The organism is Litchfieldia alkalitelluris (genome assembly GCF_002019645.1).
GTDB lineage: Bacteria > Bacillota > Bacilli > Bacillales > Bacillaceae_L > Litchfieldia > Litchfieldia alkalitelluris.
This window is the reverse complement of sequence record NZ_KV917374.1, coordinates 5,171,907-5,189,935: the sequence shown is the minus strand read 5'-3', so window position 1 is coordinate 5,189,935 and position 18,029 is coordinate 5,171,907. Positions and strand designations below refer to the sequence as shown.

Sequence of the window (18,029 nt, the reverse complement as noted above, 5' to 3'; positions counted from 1 at the left end):
CTGGTTCTTTTTTGTTGTGAAGAATAAGTAGATAGCATTTATTTAGATAATCATAAGCCTCAGGTCGTAGTGAAAAATATACCTCAGGCTCATTATACCGAAACCAAAATAAAGCTAGAATAAAGACATGAAATGAGAGGAGGAAAAAAGAAATGAGGAAATTAGGTTTATTCGTCATCGGGTTAATTGCTGCATTGGTATTACTAGCTAATGTAGGGCCGCTTGTTGGAATGGTGGTTAGTTTAGTATTTTTATACTTTGGCTTCAAAGGGTTTATGAAAGCAGAAACAACAGGGAAGAAAGTGCTATGGGGACTCCTTGCGCTAGTCGCACTAACCATCGCAGTAGCCAATGTACCGGCCATTCTTGCGGTTGTTGCAGGATATGTACTTTATCTAGTGTATAAGAAGTGGAATCGATCAGAAGACGCTGTGAAGGAAAAAAGTGACCCTTTTACAAATTTTGAAAAAGAGTGGGCACAGTTAAAAAAGAATTTCTAATTATTATTAAAGGAGAGAATGTCTAATGAGTTTATTTAATCGAATTAAAAATACAATTGCTGCTGATCTTCATGAGGTTTTAGATGAAAAAGACAAGAAAAATCCGATTGCATCATTAAATCAATACCTACGTCAGTGTGAAACTGAAGTTGAAAAGGTACGTAAATTAGTTGACAGGCAGCATCAGTTAAAAGAAGAATACACAAGAGAGTTGAACCATGCTACGCAATTATCCGAAAAAAGAAAGCATCAAGCAGAAATTGCTTCAAGAGCTAATGAAGAGGAACTATACCAGTTTGCACGAAGTGAACAAACTCAATATGAAGAGCGTACTGCTCGCTTAAAAGTAGTTCTTGAACAAACAGATAAGCATTTGGTAGAGTTAGAGAGAAAGTACGAAGAAATGAAGCATAAGCTAAAGGATATGAAGCTTAAGCAGCTGGAGCTAATGGGTCGAGAAAATATTGCAAGAGCTAATTTTAGGATGAATCAGGTGCTTGATGTTGATTCAAGGTATGACAAATCGTCTGTTAATTTTGATGAAATGGAGCGTTATATACAACGTCTTGAAGAACAAGTGAATTCTTCTTACTATCGTAGTACGATTGATTCACGAATTGCAGAGTTAGAAAAAGATATGAAAAAGGAAGAAACTAATATTCTTTCATAATTGAAAGTGATATGCTAGGCGTAAAGGGTTTGATTGCCATAGGAATAAAGGTGGCTTAGCTCATTCCATACTATGAAAGACATTTTTCATACTTCGTGGTGCTAATTTTAATTAGCATGGCAGTCTACCCTGAAGCTAGACACTAAGCTAAGTATAATTTTTCATACTCCATGGTGCTAATTTTAATTAGCATAGATGTCTACCCTGAAAATAAGCTAGGTGATGAAGTTCCATGAGCTGCGATCCACTTGCTTTCCGCGGGGCGATCCGTGAGCCTCCTCGTCGCTTTTTGGCTCCTGCGGGGTCTCACGTGACCGCTAGATCCCGCAGGAGTCAAGTGGCTCTCCGCTCATTCCACACTTAGTAAGTACACTATTTCATACTCCATGGTGCTAGTTTTAATTAGCATGGATGTCTACCCTGAAAATACCTAGGTTAGTGAGTTGCATTCGCTGCGATCCACCTGCTTTCCGCGGGGCGACCCGTGAGCCTCCTCGTCGCTTTTTGAGCTCCTGTGGGGTCTCACGAGACCGCTAGATCCCGCAAGAGTCAGGTGGCTCTCCGCTCATTCCACACATGATGAATAACATTTTCGTTATACATGGTGAGGATATTTAATTAGCATGGAATTCTACCCTGAAAAAAGAAATGCTGAAGGCGCTCGTTCATCGGCGACAGGCATAAGACGAGCCGGCAAGAAGGTTGCTTTTTAACCTTCTTGCCGGATTGACTTATGACCCCGAGCCGATAGCGCCTGAAGCTCGACACTAAGCTAAGTATAATTTTTCATACTCCATGGTGCTAATTTTAATTAGCATAGATGTCTACCCTGAAAATATGTGTGTGTCGAAGTACGATTGTTGTGTGTGGCGCTCTTTGCACGGGCGTCACACTTTTGATTAAGATTAATTCATAATAGAAGGGGGGAGAAGCCCCATGCAATTTAATAGAGAAGATTTTAGAAGCTGGATGGCTGTATTAGCAGCTATCGTTGTTGTCATAGAAGTCACTTTTTTTAACCATGGAGTGTTATTCTCCGCCCTTATATCAGGTTTACTCATTTATTTTGGGAGCATTAAGTACCATCGGACTATTGGGAAGATCTTTTTTTGGTTTGGTATTTTTAGTGTTGGCGTAACGATTTTAACAAGCAGTACATTTAAAGTTCTTTTAATAGCAATCATTATTTATTTTATTATTCAATTTTTTAAATCTAAAAAAGCGCCACAGCAGATAAATCCTGTCGTGCACAACTCTATTGATGAGGAAACGGAAAGAATTATTAAAAAAGAGCCGTTTCTTTCCAACCCGTTTGTCGGAAAAGTCGAGACTCCCGAGCATGTATATGAATGGCAAGATATTAATATTCATATGGGGTTCGGTGATGCAGTGATTGATTTAAGTAATACCGTTTTACCTGAGGGTGAATCTGTTATATCGATTCGTAATGTCGCTGGAAATATTACCCTATTTATACCATATGAGTTAGAAGTTATGATCCATCACTCTTCAGTGGTTGGTGGGGCAAGGGTGTTTCAGCATAAGGAAGTCAAATCATTTAACCAAACTCTCTCTTATCAAACTGCTGATTATCAATCTGCAAACCAGAAAGTGAAAATCATCACCTCGATGATATATGGAGAACTAGAGGTGAAGAGAAGATGAGTACGATACAACGTTCAATCCTCACCTCTTTTCTATTTTCGATTGCCATCTTAGTTGTAGTATCTCTCGGCTTTTTCTTAACCTTTCCGTTAGAAGATTGGTCTTTATTATGGTATAGAAAGTTATTGGACGTTCCATTCGTCTTGATTGTCCCAAGTATGGCGATTTTGACTGGTGTATTGTTTGGATTTTTTATAGGGATTTCTAGAAAAAAGCAATTGAAGGAAATTGAACGACGCCTACAGTTGGTCGAAGAAGGAACACAGGGAGAACTTGAGTCTTTAGTTAACGATTCAGACCTAGATGAAATTCTTAAAAGAATTCAAACAATTAAAACGATGATTTCTGAACAGGTAAAAAGGTCACAAAGGCTAGCAACAGAAAAAGCAGAAGATCATGAAAAGAAAATTCATGAGATGGTTTCTAGAGAGAGAAACCGCTTAGCACGAGAATTACATGACTCTGTTAGTCAACAATTATTTGCGGCCTCCATGTTAATGTCGGCTATTACTGAAACAAGAGATTCAGTGGAAAGTGCGGAAGGAAAGCAGTTAAAGATGGTTGAAAATATGATTCATCAATCTCAATTAGAAATGCGTGCATTACTATTACACCTAAGACCTGCTGCATTAAAAGGGAAAACTTTGCAAGAAGGAATGAAGGAACTATTAAATGAATTAATGCAAAAAGTACCGATAGATATTACATGGAAAATTGAAGAAATAGATTTAGATAAAGGTGTGGAAGATCACCTATTTCGAATTCTCCAAGAATCTGTTTCAAATACACTTAGGCATGCTAAATGCTCGAAGCTAGAGATCCTCCTTATATTTAGGGATGATTTTGTGATTTTAAGGATTAGTGATAATGGCATTGGATTTGATGTAAACAGTGAGCGTTCCACCCCTGGGTCTTATGGGTTGCAAAATATGTATGACCGAGCAACTGAAATAGGAGGAACGCTGAAAATCGTCAGCTTACTAAATAGCGGCACAAAGCTGGAAGTAAAAGTCCCAAAGATGAGGTGAAAATAGGATGATAAGGGTGCTATTTGTTGATGATCATGAAATGGTGAGAATAGGAGTTTCCTCGTATTTATCCGCGCAGCCCGATATTGAAGTAGTGGGTGAGGCTGAGGATGGGAAAAAAGGAGTCGAACTGGCTCTGTCTCTTCGTCCAGATGTGATTTTAATGGATTTAGTTATGAAGGAAATGGACGGAATTGAAGCCACGAAACAAATCATTGCCTCTTGGCCTGAGGCGAAAATTGTGATTGTTACAAGCTTTCTAGATGATGAAAAAGTCTATCCTGCATTGGAGGCTGGGGCAACAAGTTATATGCTTAAAACCTCAAAAGCGAGTGAAATTGCAAATGCAGTTCGCTCAACCTTTGAAGGACAGATTGTCTTAGAGCCTGAGGTGACAGGGAAAATGATGCTCAAAATGAGAAAACAGGATGCTCCACTACATGAGGAGTTAACAAACCGAGAACTAGAAGTACTCCTCCATATGGCACAAGGAAAAACGAATCAAGAAATCAGCGAGGAGCTCTTTATCTCTTTAAAAACGGTGAAGGTACATGTTAGCAACATCTTATCAAAGCTAGAAGTCAATGACCGCACCCAAGCTGTTATATATGCCTTTAAACACACACTTGTAAAATAAATATTGTGAAGACATATATAAGTAAAATAAGCATAAAATTAATTCCACTAAGGCAAAACCTAAATGAAAAAGGTTATGCCTTTTTATTTTGAATTAAAATATCAATAACATATCGAGTCTTGTTTTTTTATTGATATTTGAAGAAATTCGAATGCAATATACTTGTTCACAGCTAAATATGTTGTTGGTGAGGAGGAAAATGATGCCTGTCAGAAGTTTATTTTCGAAATTTTGTCGAATATTTTCGAAATACTTATTTTACTTTCGAACTGAAGGAATTTATTTTCGATATCAACCACTTATCGATTTTTCGACGGGATTTCTGAGAAAGCACCTACCAGCGCCATTAAATAAGTGTTTTCAAAATCTTTATATTGTAAAATCCGCCTTGAAATTTGGGGTTAAAAAATATTGTGCTCACTTATTGTGGAATGAGTGGAGAGCCACCTGACTCCTGCGGGATCTAGCGGTCTCGTGAGGAGGCTCACGGGCCGCCCCGCGGAAAGCAGGTGGATTCGCAGCGAATGGAACTCCGGTACCCTAGTTATTTTCAGGGTAAACCATTGCTAAATAAATAACATCATGGTAAAACTCTAAATCCAAGCAATGTTCCAAAAATCAAAATTATAAAAATTCAAACTATTTAAAAATAATAAAAAAAGCAGTATGATAGATAATAGATAAAATTCAAGATATTAGAGAATCGAAGATTTAAGACTGTTTGGAGGATTTATATGTTAAAAGTATTTTCATATTTAAAGCCATATCGTATAGCCGTTACCATTGCGCTTACGTTAATGCTGGTAGAACTAGCTGTAGAGCTCTTACACCCTCTTTTTATGGCCAAGATTATTGATGATGGGATCCTTAAAGGGGATACTCAGGTCATTATCAAATGGGGGTTAATCATGGTAGGAATGTCGTTCCTGGCATTTACCTCTGGTATTATAAACTCTTTTTATGCAGCACATGTAAGTCAAAGCTTTGGCTTAGATGTTAGGAAAGCAATATTCGACAAAGTTCAGTCATTCTCATTTAGTAATTTTAACTTATTTCCAACATCTTCACTTATCACAAGACTGACAAATGATGTAACCCAAATACAAAATACGGTGTTTATGAGCCTACGAATTATGCTGCGCGCTCCACTACTGATAATTGGCGGTATGATTATGGCTTTAATTGTGAATTTTAGACTGGCTCTTATTTTCTTGATCGTTATCCCCATTCTTTTTATTTTTCTTGTATGGGTGATGAATAAAGGTAATTCATTATTCAAATCCGTACAGGAACGACTTGATTCTGTTAATAATGTGATGAGGGAGAATCTTATAGGTATTCGTCTTATCAAGGCTTTCTTAAGAAGAAAATATGAAGTTCAGAAATTTACAAAAGCAAATGAAAAACTAAAGGATCGAACGGTTTCGGCTCTAAGATTAATGGAAGTAACAATGCCGGTGCTTTTATTAATTATGAACTTAAGTATATTAGTAGTCCTTTGGTATGGCAGCACTAGGGTAAACTTGGGAGATGCACAGGTTGGTGAGGTAGTGGCAATTGTTAACTATGCGACAAGAATCACAGGAGCATTTTCGATTTTCTCGTTTATCATCATGGCATTTTCTAGAGCAAAAGCATCTTCTAATCGTATAACGGAAGTGCTAGATACAGATATTGATATGGACGAAGCGGGGGAGAACGAAAGTAGCTTGAATGGGAAAATTGAGTTTAGAGATGTTTCCTTTACATATCCTGGGACTGACACACGTGTATTAGACCATATTTCGTTTACAGTGAACCAAGGTCAAACGGTGGCGATTTTGGGGGCTACTGGTTCAGGAAAGTCTTCGATGTTTCAATTAATTCCTCGCTTATATGATGTCGAAGAAGGTTCGGTTCTCATTGATGACCGAGATGTTCGTGATATAAAATCAGACTCACTAAGAAAGCAAATTGGCTATGTACCTCAAGAGGCTTTATTATTTACCGGAACTGTGAAGGAGAACATTGCCTGGGGAAAAGAAAATGCTACTGAAGAAGAGATGATTCAGGCCACAAAAGCAGCACAAATCTATGAAACACTCCTAAGATTACCAAAGGGATTTGAAACAGTGATCGGCCAAAAGGGTGTTAATTTATCTGGCGGTCAGAAACAGAGATTATCTATTGCCCGAGCTCTTGTAAGGAAACCAAGAATTCTATTATTAGATGATAGCACAAGTGCACTTGATTTAAAGACCGAAGCTAAGCTGTTGGCAGCACTTAAAAATTATACATGTACAACATTAATCATTACTCAAAAAATTAGTACGGCTCTTGATGCTGATATGATTCTCCTGATCGAAGATGGTCAGCTTATTGCAAAAGGTACTCATGAACAATTAGTAAACGAATCAGCATTATATCAGAAAATTTATCAGTCACAGTACAGAGAGGAGGCATAACAGCAAATGTTAAAGCACCTGGTAACACCTTTTCAATATAAGAAATTGCCCCTTGAGAAAAAAGATCAGCAAACAACTACTGGAACAAATCAGAAAATAAAGCCGAAAGCGAAAAACTGGGTAGCTACCATCAAACGAATTTGGTCGTACTTGGCGGAAAATAAACTACTGTTATCACTTGTTTTATTGATGGTTGTCATAAGTTCAGTTTTAGGGCTATTAGGTCCATTTTTAGTCGGAATGGCAATCGATAATTATATTGTAGAAAAAGATCCTTCAGGTCTACTATTTTTAAGTGTTAGCCTAATTATTATCTATATCTTTCATTCTTTGTCAACGTGGTTTCAAGCTTATTGGATGATAGGAATTGCCCAAAAAACTGTTTTTAAAATGAGAACACAGCTATTCAAGCATTTACACAAGTTGCCGATCCCGTATTTTGATAAAAGGCAGCATGGAGAGTTGATGAGTAGAATTACAAATGATATTGAAAATGTCAGTTCTACACTTAATAGTTCTGTGATTCAAATTTTTTCAAGTATCTTAACGCTTATTGGTACCGTGTCAGTCATGTTATACCTTAGCCCTTTATTAACATTACTTACACTAATTATTGTCCCAACCATGTTTTATGGATTAAGATGGATTACCAATCGAACAAGTGTGTTTTTTAAGGAACAACAAAAAAGTTTAGGCGAATTAAATGGTTTTATAGAAGAAACCGTTTCAGGTCAGAGGATTGTTAAAACTTTTTCACAAGAGGAAAAGGTAATGAGACAATTTACAGAGAAAAGTGAGAGATTAAGAACAGCTGGATATTGGGCACAGAGTTACTCGGGGTTTATTCCGAAGCTAATGAATATGTTAAATAATCTTAGCTTTGCTGTGATCGCATCAATCGGTGGGATACTTTCCTTTAATGGGATTATCACCATTGGTACAATCGTCATCTTTGCTGAATACTCAAGACAGTTTACGAGACCTTTAAACGATCTTGCGAATCAATTTAATACTTTACTGTCTGCGGTTGCAGGGGCAGAACGCGTATTTGAGGTCATTGATGAAGAAGAAGAAGCGATTGATGAAAAGAATGCTAAAGATATTTTGATTAAGGATGGAAAAGTTGAATTTCAGTCTGTTTCCTTTTCGTATGAAAAAGAAGAAGGAAATACGGTTCGAGATATTACCTTTTCTGTATCACCTGGTGAAACAGTTGCCCTTGTTGGACCAACTGGTGCAGGAAAAACAACTGTAGTGAATCTTCTATCTAGATTTTATGAAGTAGATGAAGGCAATATTGAGATCGATGGCCATGATATTAAATCGATTAAACGCGAAAGCCTTCGAAAAAATATGGGCTTTGTTCTACAAGATTCATATCTTTTTCAGGGGACCATAAAAGAGAATATTCGGTATGGACGATTGGATGCAAGTGATGATGATGTCGTTGAAGCCGCGAAGCTAGCAAATGCTCATTCCTTCATTATGAAGTTGCCGAAAAAATATGATACAGAGCTTACTCAAGATGGAAATGGAATAAGTCAAGGGCAAAAGCAACTGCTTTCAATTGCTCGTGCGATCTTATCTAACCCTACTTTGCTAGTTCTTGATGAGGCGACGAGTAGCATTGATACAATTACAGAAATGAAGATTCAAGAAGCACTGCAACGATTAATGGAAGGCAGAACGAGCTTCGTCATTGCTCACAGGTTAAATACAATTCAAAACGCTGATCAAATTTTGGTGTTGAAAGAAGGTCAGTTGATTGAAAATGGATCACATGAAGAGCTGCTTAAGGCGCATGGTTTTTATGCTGATTTGTATGAGAATAAGTTGACAGAGGAATTAGCTTAATATGGTATTAGTTTCCCCTTGTACACAGTATTTTGCTGTGAGCTAAGGGGCTTTATTTTGCAAAAAAATCAAGAAAACAACAGAAAAAGCCCCATTTCGTACATTCGTAGGTTAATCAGTTAAAACTCAGATCAGAGCTATAATACGAAAGGAGCTTATTAAAAGTATATCAGGTTTTAAAGATTTCAAACCGCAAAAAGTAACTAAAATCAATTTTAACAATTAAACAAACGTTTGATTACAAAATTAGTCAAATTAGGAACAACCTCTAGCGAATATGTTAATTCCATACGTTCGTACTTTTTATGTGCGTCAAAGCCGTATGGCCCAATATTGATTACTGGTACATTTAGCTTGCGAATCTGACTATAATCAACATAGTGTTTTGAACCCCAACTAGGATTGTTGGTGGAGACTGAGTTAATTTCATTCTCATCATCACTTAAGGCAACAAAGCTCATATCAGAAATATAAGGGAAGAAATTACGAACCACAATCGGCTCTTTATAAAAAGGCTTAACCCAGTCAACCGCTTCATCTAATGCATCGATTAAGTTTTTCTCATTTTCGTTCTCACCAGTAATTTGCACTCGTGGTGAATATAATGAAGAATAAAATAGTACAATTGTTGGAGTTTGATTCTTCATCCATTTAAACGCTTCTTCTACCACTCTTGCTGAAAACATTCTAGTATCAAGACTTTCATCTAAAAGCAATTCAGTCTTGAACGCTTGCATATGATTTTCATATGCTGAACCAAATTCTTCAACTAATTGACTATGCATTTCCTCATAAGTTAACACTCTTGGCTGCCAAGTTACGTCTTTGAATGGCTCACCACTTATTTCACAATATTTTTCATATCGCTCTTTAAATGTAGTTAAAACATTCCCAAATGCAATTTCAGCTTGCTCTTTAAGCTTTACTAATACATCCTTTGGTGACCAAGAATAAATAAAGAAGTTATAATACACATAAGCTGATAAAGCTGTTTGAACTGTATAGCTTGGCTTTAAGTCAGTTTGTTTTAATGATACAGGCGGAACGGTGATTTCGCCGTCAGCTTCATTGCAAAGCTCGGGATTATAATTGATTTGTTTTGTTAGTTCTGCGGCAATTAAATTCGGATCTAATCCTTCAAAACAAGATCCTACATGCGTTTCAGCACCTGTTATAAAAAATGAAGGGAGAAGTTTTCCGGTCGTTCCTTTATAGATATAACGGTTTGCATCGCCCTCATATCTAGGAGATACAAAGTCTGCATTAATAGCTGCGACATAGTTAAATTGATGCTCGTCTTTCCAAGAGATTAATTGATTTAATGCTGATAAAATGCCTCTAGAACCATCTTCTTCATCACACTCAGATACAAATACAAGGTTTCCATCTAATTCATGAGGATTCTCAGAGTAGTATTTTAATAGAAATAAATGACTAGCTACCCCACTTTTCATATCAAGTACACCACGACCAAACATCCAATCCTCTGATTCCACATGTTCCTTAATTGCAACCGGAATACTCTCTGTTTTTAACTGTTCCTTTAATGTGTCTGGAGATATTGCATGATCTTTCAAGTTGTTAAAATCATCAATTCCGACAGTATCCATATGGCCCATCAGAATCACCGTTTTATTACTAGTCCCTTTTGTACCTTTAACAAAAGCAAGAACATTATACCTCTCTAAATCATCATGCTCAGTTTTAGTCTTTATAACTTGACTAGGATTCTCTGTAAAATAAGGAAACGAAGAAATCATCGTATATAGAACCTGAGCAATCTCCTTTTCTCCAGATGTATTAACGATACTCTCTATATTAACTAATTGCTTTGTAAAAAATAATAAATCTTCACGACACTGAAGCATAGTACATCTCCTTTAACACAGTAATGTATAAGAAAAGCGTAAGGCGCCCGCCTATCGGCGACAAGCATAAGACAGGCGCTGACTAGGATGAATTCTTTGAATTCATCTCAGAAGGCGATCTTGGCTCATCCGTTGCGAATGGGTTAGACCAGAGAGCCGATGGCGCCTGGAGCTAGACACCGAAACAAGGTTCAAATTTGGACTTTCCTATAATTTAATAAAAACGTACCGTATTTCTCATAAAATTACAAGACGAATCACACAGTTGGAAAGAATATATAATACAATGAAGATGTTTATGTTATAGTGATAACGTCATAAAAAATACATACTGTATCATATATCCCCCAAAAAAAGTGCAACATAAGGATAATAAATATTCTTTTTAACAATATAGGTCTTTTATTATCAATGAAGAGACGAGAGGTTTCAACGACAAAACGATAGCAGAATTTGTCCAAATGATCATTAGGAAATTTAATATACTTAGTGTGGATCTTCAGCATTTCTTTTTTTAGGGTAGACATTCATGCTAGCGAATATTTGCATCAAGTAGAATCAAACTCTCTCCAACCTAAGTTAATTTTATAAGAGTACCCCAACATAAAAGGAGAATCACATGACAAATACATGGCAAGTTATATCAAATATGAAACCATTTATCGGAAAAGCCTGGGAAAAGGCACAATTCAGTAACCCAACTCCAATCCAGGAAAAAGCAATTCCTTCAATCCTAGAAGGAACAGATGTTATTGCTGAATCCCCAACAGGATCAGGTAAAACGTTAGCATACTTACTTCCGATTTTAGATAAAATAGACACTGAAAAAAAGGATGTTCAAGCAGTCGTACTAGCATCATCTCATGAGCTAGTGATGCAGATCTTTCAGGAATTTCAAAAATGGTCGGAAGGTAGCGACATTTATGGAGCAAGCTTTATCGGTGGAGCAAATGTAAAAAGACAGCTTGAAAAACTAAAAAATCGCCCTCAGATTATTTTTGGAACGCCTGGGCGTGTTCTAGAGCTTATTAAACAGAAAAAAATAAAAATGCATGAAGTAAAGACGGTCGTCTTAGATGAAGGAGATCAACTTCTCGTACCAGAACATATAAACACAATGAAAGACATTATTAAATCAACTTTAAGAGATCGCCAAATTCTATTATTTTCAGCAACGGTAACGAAAGAGGCTGAGGCGATTTTAAACAATATTGTGACAGAGGATGCCCTGATAATAAGAGTAGAGAGAGCAGAAATATCGGCAGGTGTTGAGGTTGAGCATATCTACTTTGTTAGTGAACCGAGAGAAAAAATTGAGCTCATTGCAAAACTATCAAGATTAAAAGGGATACGCGGACTTGTGTTTGTAAGGGACATAGGGAATTTGCATGTTTTAGCTGAGAAGCTTAAGTTTAAAGGTGTTGACCTTAGTATGTTACATAGTGATGCTAACAAAATGGATCGTCAAGCTGCTCTCACTGACTTTCGCTCAGGGAAAACAAGCTTACTTTTAGCCACAGATGTTGCAGCAAGAGGGTTGGATATTCAAGGAATCACCCATGTTATCCATTATGATTTAGCAAAAGATTTAACTGAGTATACACATCGTTCTGGACGAACAGGTCGCCTAGGCTCTACTTCAATGGGGACAGTTGTATCAATTGTAAATGATCGTGAACTACGGATTTTAAAACAATATGCCCGAGAATTAAATGTAACAGTTCAGGAAAAAGACTTTTACAGAGGGGAACTTATAGATAAAAAGAAATTTGTTAAGAAGCCAGAAGTTGCTGCTAGGAAGAGACCCACTGGAGCGTCGAAATCACCAGTTAATGCGAAGAAGAAAAAAACAGCTTCACATAAAAAAACTAGAGGATAACAAATTGTTATCTTCTTTTTTTACGTATTCATATATGAGAGCGACAGTGACATTAAAACAAATCTAATCTCCTCGAAAGGTAATCGGTTACATTTTGTCATATTTGTGAAATGATTCACAAATAAGCGTGAACTGTGACATAGTTCACATGTAGATTAATATTTCGCGATTAAAATAAAGATATAAATTTTAATTATTAATCAAAAAATTAAAGATAAAGCCTATACATCCGGGAGGGTTTGCGATGGAAAAGAAAAAATTAGTCATGATTGGTAACGGAATGGCAGGAGTTAGGACAATTGAGGAACTGCTTAAAGTAGCTCCGGAACAATTTGAAATTACGATTTTTGGAAAAGAACCACATCCAAATTACAATAGAATTCAGCTTTCTACTGTTTTACAAGGTGATACTAATATTAAAGATATTATTATGAATGATTGGCAGTGGTATGAAGATAACAACATACAGCTTTTTACTAATGAGCCTATTGCCAAAATAGATGCGCAACAAAAGCAAGTCGTATCCGATCAAGGAAGAGTTGTAAACTATGATGAGTTAATTATTGCGACTGGTTCTCGCTCTTTTATTTTGCCAATCCCAGGTTCAGACAAACAGGGAGTGGTTGGTTTTAGAGATATTGCTGACTGTGAAGAAATGATTCAAACCGCAAAGCACAATAAAAAAGCGGTCGTTATTGGTGGAGGACTTTTAGGTCTAGAGGCAGCTAGAGGTTTACTTAACCTCGGTATGACAGTAGACGTAGTACATTTGATGCCGCATTTAATGGAAAGACAACTCGATGCAGCAGCGGCTAAACTGCTTAAAAATGAGCTTGAGCAACAGGGCATGAACTTTTTAATGGAAAAGAAAACAACCGAAATTCTTGGTGAAGATCGTGTGACTGGTCTGAGATTTAGTGATAATACAGAAGTTGAAGCAGATCTAATTGTGATGGCGCTTGGAATTGTTCCAAATATACAGCTGGGAAAAGACAGCGGATTATATGTTAATCGAGCCATTGTTGTCAATGATTACATGGAAACAAATGTGAATAATGTGTACGCAGTAGGAGAATGTGCAGAGCACCGAGAGATCACGTATGGTTTGGTGGCACCACTTTACGAGCAAGGAAAAGTATTGGCTGAGCATTTAGCTGGGAAACAACCAAAACCTTATGAGGGAACAATTGTGGGTACTCAGTTAAAGGTATCTGGTGTTGATTTATTTTCTGCTGGAGAAATCTATGAAGATGAGACAACTAAATCGATTATTGTTCAAAATGAATTTGATGGTGTTTATAAAAAAATTCTCATCAGAAATAACAGTTTAGCTGGGATTGTATTATATGGTGACACAAAAGATGGAAATCGTTTATTTAACATGTTAACAAGTCAAGAAGATGTTAGTGGTATGACAAGTGTGAACATTCTTCAAGGAACTTGCGGGGCGGTAGATAATAGTGGTGATGTTGCCTCAATGCCAGATTCAGAGTTAGTTTGTGGTTGTAATGGTGTGACCAAAGGGACGATTGTCTCTGCGATAAAAGAACAGAACTTAACATCTGTGGAGCAAGTAAGTGGGTGTACAAATGCAGGTCGTTCTTGTGGGCGTTGTAAGCCAATGGTGGCTGATATTTTAGCTTATACACTTGGTGATCAATTTGATCAAACAAAACAAAAAACAGCAATATGTGGCTGTACAACATTAAGCCGCGAAGATGTAATTGACGAAATCAAAGCAAAGGGACTTCAAACGGTTAAAGAGGTTATGAATGTTTTAGAGTGGAAGAATGAGGAAGGCTGTTCAAAATGCCGTCCAGCTGTGAACTACTATCTTGGAATGATATATGCTGACGAATATCGAGATGCAAGAGATTCACGACTAGTTAATGAGAAAATGCATGCAAATATTCAGAAAGACGGAACCTATTCTGTTGTACCAAGAATGTATGGTGGGGTGACAACAGCAGAGGACCTTAAGAAAATTGCTGAAGTCGCTGAGAAATATAATGTACCATTAGTTAAATTAACGGGTGGTCAACGTATTGGATTGTTCGGAGTGAAAAAGCAAGACCTACCGGCTATGTGGGAAGACCTTGGAATGCCATCTGGCTATGCATATGGTAAAACTTTAAGAACTGTAAAAACATGTGTAGGTGCAACCTTCTGTCGATTTGGTACCCAAGATTCAATGGGACTTGGGATTGATCTAGAAAAGAAATTTGAACGGTTAGATACTCCACACAAAGTGAAAATGGGTGTTTCTGCTTGTCCGAGAAACTGTGCGGAAGCTGGAATTAAGGACTTAGGATTTGTAGGAATTGATGGTGGCTGGGAAATCTATGTTGCCGGAAACGGTGGAGTCGATTTAAGAGCTGCAGATCTACTATGTACTGTCAAAACAAAAGAAAAAGTGATGGACATTTCAAGTGCGTTTATCCAATACTACCGTGAAACAGCAAACTATCTAGAGCGTACAGCTCCATGGATTGAACGAATGGGCTTCGATCATATTAAAGAAGTTTTAGAAGATGAGAATGCTAGAAAGCTATTAAACGAACGTTTGGATAAAACGTTAAAGAGATATAATGAACCATGGCAGGAAGCAATCGAAAGTAAAGAAATACAAGATAAATACTATGTAACAAGATAATGTTAGGAGGAGGGACAAAGAAAATGATAAGTTCAGACACATATGTTGAAGCTATTAAAATAAGTGATCTTCCAATAGGAGCGGGACAGGTAGTACAACTAGAAAATGAAAGTATTGCGATCTTTAAATGTTCGAACGGTGAAATCTATGCAATTGAAAATAAAAGTCCACATCCTAAAGGTGGAACCATTGCAGAAGGACTTGTTAGTGGGGAATATGTATTTTGTCCTCTATATAATTGGAAAGTTTCTTTACAATCTGGTGAAGTTCAGGCACCTGATCACGGAAAAGTCAGAACTTTCCCTACCAAAGTGCTTGACGGAATAGTATATTTAGTTAAAGGATAATCAGTTTAGGAGCAGCTTTTAAAAGTTTGCTCCTTTTCTCTAATAAAAAGGCTCTTTTCTGAATGATTGTTTCTAATTGTCTTATTTAAAGACTTAGTTCATAGTGAATCTAAAAGACCTTTCACAATCAATCGTTTACGAAAAATAGCCAATAAAAGAGGTGGAAAAAGGATGAGAATATCGAAAGTATATCTTGTTGGAGCAGGCCCTGGAGATGCAAAGTTGATGACGATAAAGGGACTTGAGGCAATTCAAAAAGCAGACGTCATTTTATATGATCGCCTCGTAAACCCGAGTCTACTTGATTTTTCCTCTTCCTCATGTGAAAAAATCTATTGTGGTAAGCTGCCAGATCGACATCATTTAAAACAAGATGAAATTAATAAATTGTTAGTGGAAAAGGCGTTAGAAGGAAAAACGGTTGTAAGGTTAAAAGGTGGAGATCCTGGCGTATTTGGTCGTGTAGGGGAAGAAGCAGAGGAATTAGCCAATCATGAAATACCGTTTGAAATTATACCTGGAATCACCTCAGGAATTGCTGCCCCTTTATACGCTGGAATTCCGGTTACTCATCGCGAGTATGGTGAGAGTTTTGCCATTGTGACAGCACACGATAAATCAAATGATGGAGAAGGAAAAATAAACTGGGAGGGTCTTGCGAAAGGAATCGATACCATTGCGTTTTACATGGGAATCGCTAACCTCCAAACCATTTGTGAAAAATTAATTCACTATGGAAAAAGCGAAAATACTCCAGTCATTCTCATTCAATGGGGAACCTACGGACGACAAAAAACAGTAGAGGGTACTTTATCTTCAATAACGACAAATGCAAAAAAAGCTCAATTAACGAACCCGGCCATTACTCTTGTTGGTAATATCATTTCACTTAGAAGTAAGCTAAAATGGTTTGAAAATAAACCTCTATTCGGCAGGCAAATTCTTTTGGCAAGAACCGGAATCTTATCTAGTGAATTAGCTACCGATTTAATCAATCAAGGATCAGACGTGATAGAATTTCCAAAGTGGAAAAAAAGTACACTAACAGTAGATGAAGTTATACTCCAAAAAATTGGTGATTATGAGCACATCTTGTTTACATCACCTGAATGTGTAGAAGATTTCTTTGAAGCGTTGTTTCAAAGTGGTAGAGATATCAGGGAGATAACAGGAGCTATATTTGGAGCTTCGGTAAAATCGGTGAATGCTTTAAGAAAAAAGGGGCTAAATGCCGAACTAACGGGAGAAAGTAGTTTATCTTCAGGCAAGCTCCTCACGGTAAAATGCGAGCATCGTATGGGAGTTCAGGAAAGGCTTGAGCGAGAATTAGAAGGAGATGTGTATATCACTAGCACAATCCAATTAGATAAAGATTACCTCCCAATCTATGAACGAATGTTTCAAGAAGCTTCCATTGATTCGGTCATTTTTCCAAGCAGTAAATCAGTGTCTTGCTTCATTGCCGGACTAAAAGAAAATCTCTACAACCACCAAGAGTTCCTTCAGAACAAAAAAGTTTTTTGTATGGGAGATAAAACAAGAGATGCCTTACAAGCGAATGGAATTAGCGATACTGTCATTTCAAAGCAAGCTACAAGGTCTTCCTTGCTTGATAGTTTGTAGGTAAAGTTACAATTTTAGCATAGGAGTGGAAAGAGAATGGAAGCACTGATTTATGCAGGTCATGGAAGCAGAACTGAATCTGGGAACTCACAGTTTATTTCATTTGTGAAGGAAATGATGATGACAATTGATGTTCCTTTACAAGGATATGGTTTTCTTGAAGGAGCAAGGCCCTCCATTTTGGAAGCAATATCCATGCTTGTTTCACAAGGAGCTACATCAATTACAATTATGCCAATCTTATTATTAACGGGGGCACATGCAAACCAAGATATCCCAGGGGAAATTTTTAAGGCTCAAAAAATATATCCAAGAATTCTATTTTATTATGGTAAGCCTTTTGGATGTGATGAAATGATAATCGAGATTCTCCATGACCGTCTTAGTGTTCATGATTATAAAAATAAAAAATTTAAATCTGTATTGCTAGTAAGTCATGGCAGCTATGACAAAAATGCACTTTCGCAATTTGAAGAAATTGCACAAAAGCTCAGGTATAATCAGCCGTTTGATGTTCTTACTTGCTATTTAAATATGTCGACCCCAACTTTTTCAGACGAATTAGAAAATGTATTAAAACAAACTTATGAAGAAGTATACGTTATTCCGTATTTATTATTTTCAGGAGGTTTCACAGTTGAGATTGAAAACATCACTGAATCTTTTCAAAAGCAATTTCCTGGAAAGAAAATATTCACTTGTGAGCCCATCGGATTTGATGTAAAGTTAAAAAAGTTGTTCACTAAGCGGATCCAAGAAGTCCAACCACTAATTCAAAATTAAGAACTTTGAAAGTCTTGTTGAAAAAGTGAGGATTTTTTTATCTAAATTAGTATAAAAATGTGGTTTTTGTTGCAAATT

13 protein-coding genes are annotated in these 18,029 nt (G+C 36.9%); 12 read left to right on the top strand and 1 reads right to left on the bottom strand.

What is annotated here, in order from left to right; all coding sequences use genetic code 11:
* Positions 1-152 precede the first annotated feature (152 nt).
* From BK579_RS24245 to BK579_RS24210, 7 genes are all read left to right on the top strand, one after another.
* Positions 153-500 carry a lmo0954 family membrane protein gene (locus BK579_RS24245; protein ID WP_078549969.1) on the top strand — a complete coding sequence of 116 codons (348 nt, stop codon included), beginning with the start codon at positions 153-155 and terminating at the stop codon, positions 498-500.
* Positions 501-525: 25 nt separating this feature from the next.
* Positions 526-1,170 (top strand): PspA/IM30 family protein, encoded by a 645-nt coding sequence (locus BK579_RS24240; protein WP_078549967.1) that lies wholly within the window; start codon positions 526-528, stop codon positions 1,168-1,170.
* A gap of 936 nt (positions 1,171-2,106) precedes the next feature.
* Positions 2,107-2,835 carry a cell wall-active antibiotics response protein LiaF gene (gene liaF, locus BK579_RS24235; RefSeq protein ID WP_078549965.1) on the top strand — a complete coding sequence of 243 codons (729 nt, stop codon included), beginning with the start codon at positions 2,107-2,109 and terminating at the stop codon, positions 2,833-2,835.
* The gene (locus BK579_RS24230; protein WP_078549963.1) at positions 2,832-3,863 is read left to right on the top strand and encodes a sensor histidine kinase; all 1,032 of its coding nucleotides are present in this window, start codon (positions 2,832-2,834) and stop codon (positions 3,861-3,863) included. The genes liaF and BK579_RS24230 overlap by 4 nt, the downstream gene beginning before the upstream one ends.
* Before the next feature lie 7 nt (positions 3,864-3,870).
* Entirely contained in the window at positions 3,871-4,500 is a 630-nt protein-coding gene (locus BK579_RS24225) for a response regulator (RefSeq protein ID WP_078549961.1), read from the top strand.
* Positions 4,501-5,234: 734 nt separating this feature from the next.
* On the top strand, positions 5,235-6,944 hold the full coding sequence (locus BK579_RS24215; RefSeq protein WP_078549957.1) for an ABC transporter ATP-binding protein: 1,710 nt from the start codon (positions 5,235-5,237) through the stop codon (positions 6,942-6,944).
* 6 nt (positions 6,945-6,950) lie between these two features.
* Positions 6,951-8,798: an ABC transporter ATP-binding protein gene (locus tag BK579_RS24210; RefSeq protein ID WP_078549955.1), complete on the top strand. Its 1,848-nt coding sequence runs from the start codon at positions 6,951-6,953 to the stop codon at positions 8,796-8,798.
* A 215-nt stretch (positions 8,799-9,013) separates the two neighbouring features.
* Here the strand turns inward: BK579_RS24210 and BK579_RS24205 are convergent, their stop codons facing one another.
* Complete coding sequence (locus BK579_RS24205) at positions 9,014-10,666, bottom strand: M20/M25/M40 family metallo-hydrolase (protein WP_078549953.1); 1,653 nt, start codon at positions 10,664-10,666, stop codon at positions 9,014-9,016.
* 619 nt (positions 10,667-11,285) lie between these two features.
* Between BK579_RS24205 and BK579_RS24200 the strand changes: the two genes are divergently transcribed.
* The 5 genes from BK579_RS24200 to BK579_RS24180 all read left to right on the top strand — a co-directional run bounded on the left by BK579_RS24200 (position 11,286) and on the right by BK579_RS24180 (position 17,951).
* Positions 11,286-12,545 carry a DEAD/DEAH box helicase gene (locus tag BK579_RS24200; RefSeq protein WP_078549951.1) on the top strand — a complete coding sequence of 420 codons (1,260 nt, stop codon included), beginning with the start codon at positions 11,286-11,288 and terminating at the stop codon, positions 12,543-12,545.
* A 244-nt stretch (positions 12,546-12,789) separates the two neighbouring features.
* The gene (gene nirB, locus BK579_RS24195) at positions 12,790-15,198 is read left to right on the top strand and encodes a nitrite reductase large subunit NirB (protein WP_078549949.1); all 2,409 of its coding nucleotides are present in this window, start codon (positions 12,790-12,792) and stop codon (positions 15,196-15,198) included.
* Positions 15,199-15,221: 23 nt separating this feature from the next.
* Positions 15,222-15,545, top strand: a complete 324-nt coding sequence (nirD, locus tag BK579_RS24190; RefSeq protein ID WP_078549947.1) for a nitrite reductase small subunit NirD — start codon at positions 15,222-15,224, stop codon at positions 15,543-15,545.
* 171 nt (positions 15,546-15,716) lie between these two features.
* Positions 15,717-17,168, top strand: a complete 1,452-nt coding sequence (gene cobA, locus BK579_RS24185; RefSeq protein WP_078549946.1) for a uroporphyrinogen-III C-methyltransferase — start codon at positions 15,717-15,719, stop codon at positions 17,166-17,168.
* Between the two features lie 36 nt (positions 17,169-17,204).
* The gene (locus tag BK579_RS24180; RefSeq protein WP_078549944.1) at positions 17,205-17,951 is read left to right on the top strand and encodes a sirohydrochlorin chelatase; all 747 of its coding nucleotides are present in this window, start codon (positions 17,205-17,207) and stop codon (positions 17,949-17,951) included.
* Positions 17,952-18,029: the final 78 nt, after the last annotated feature.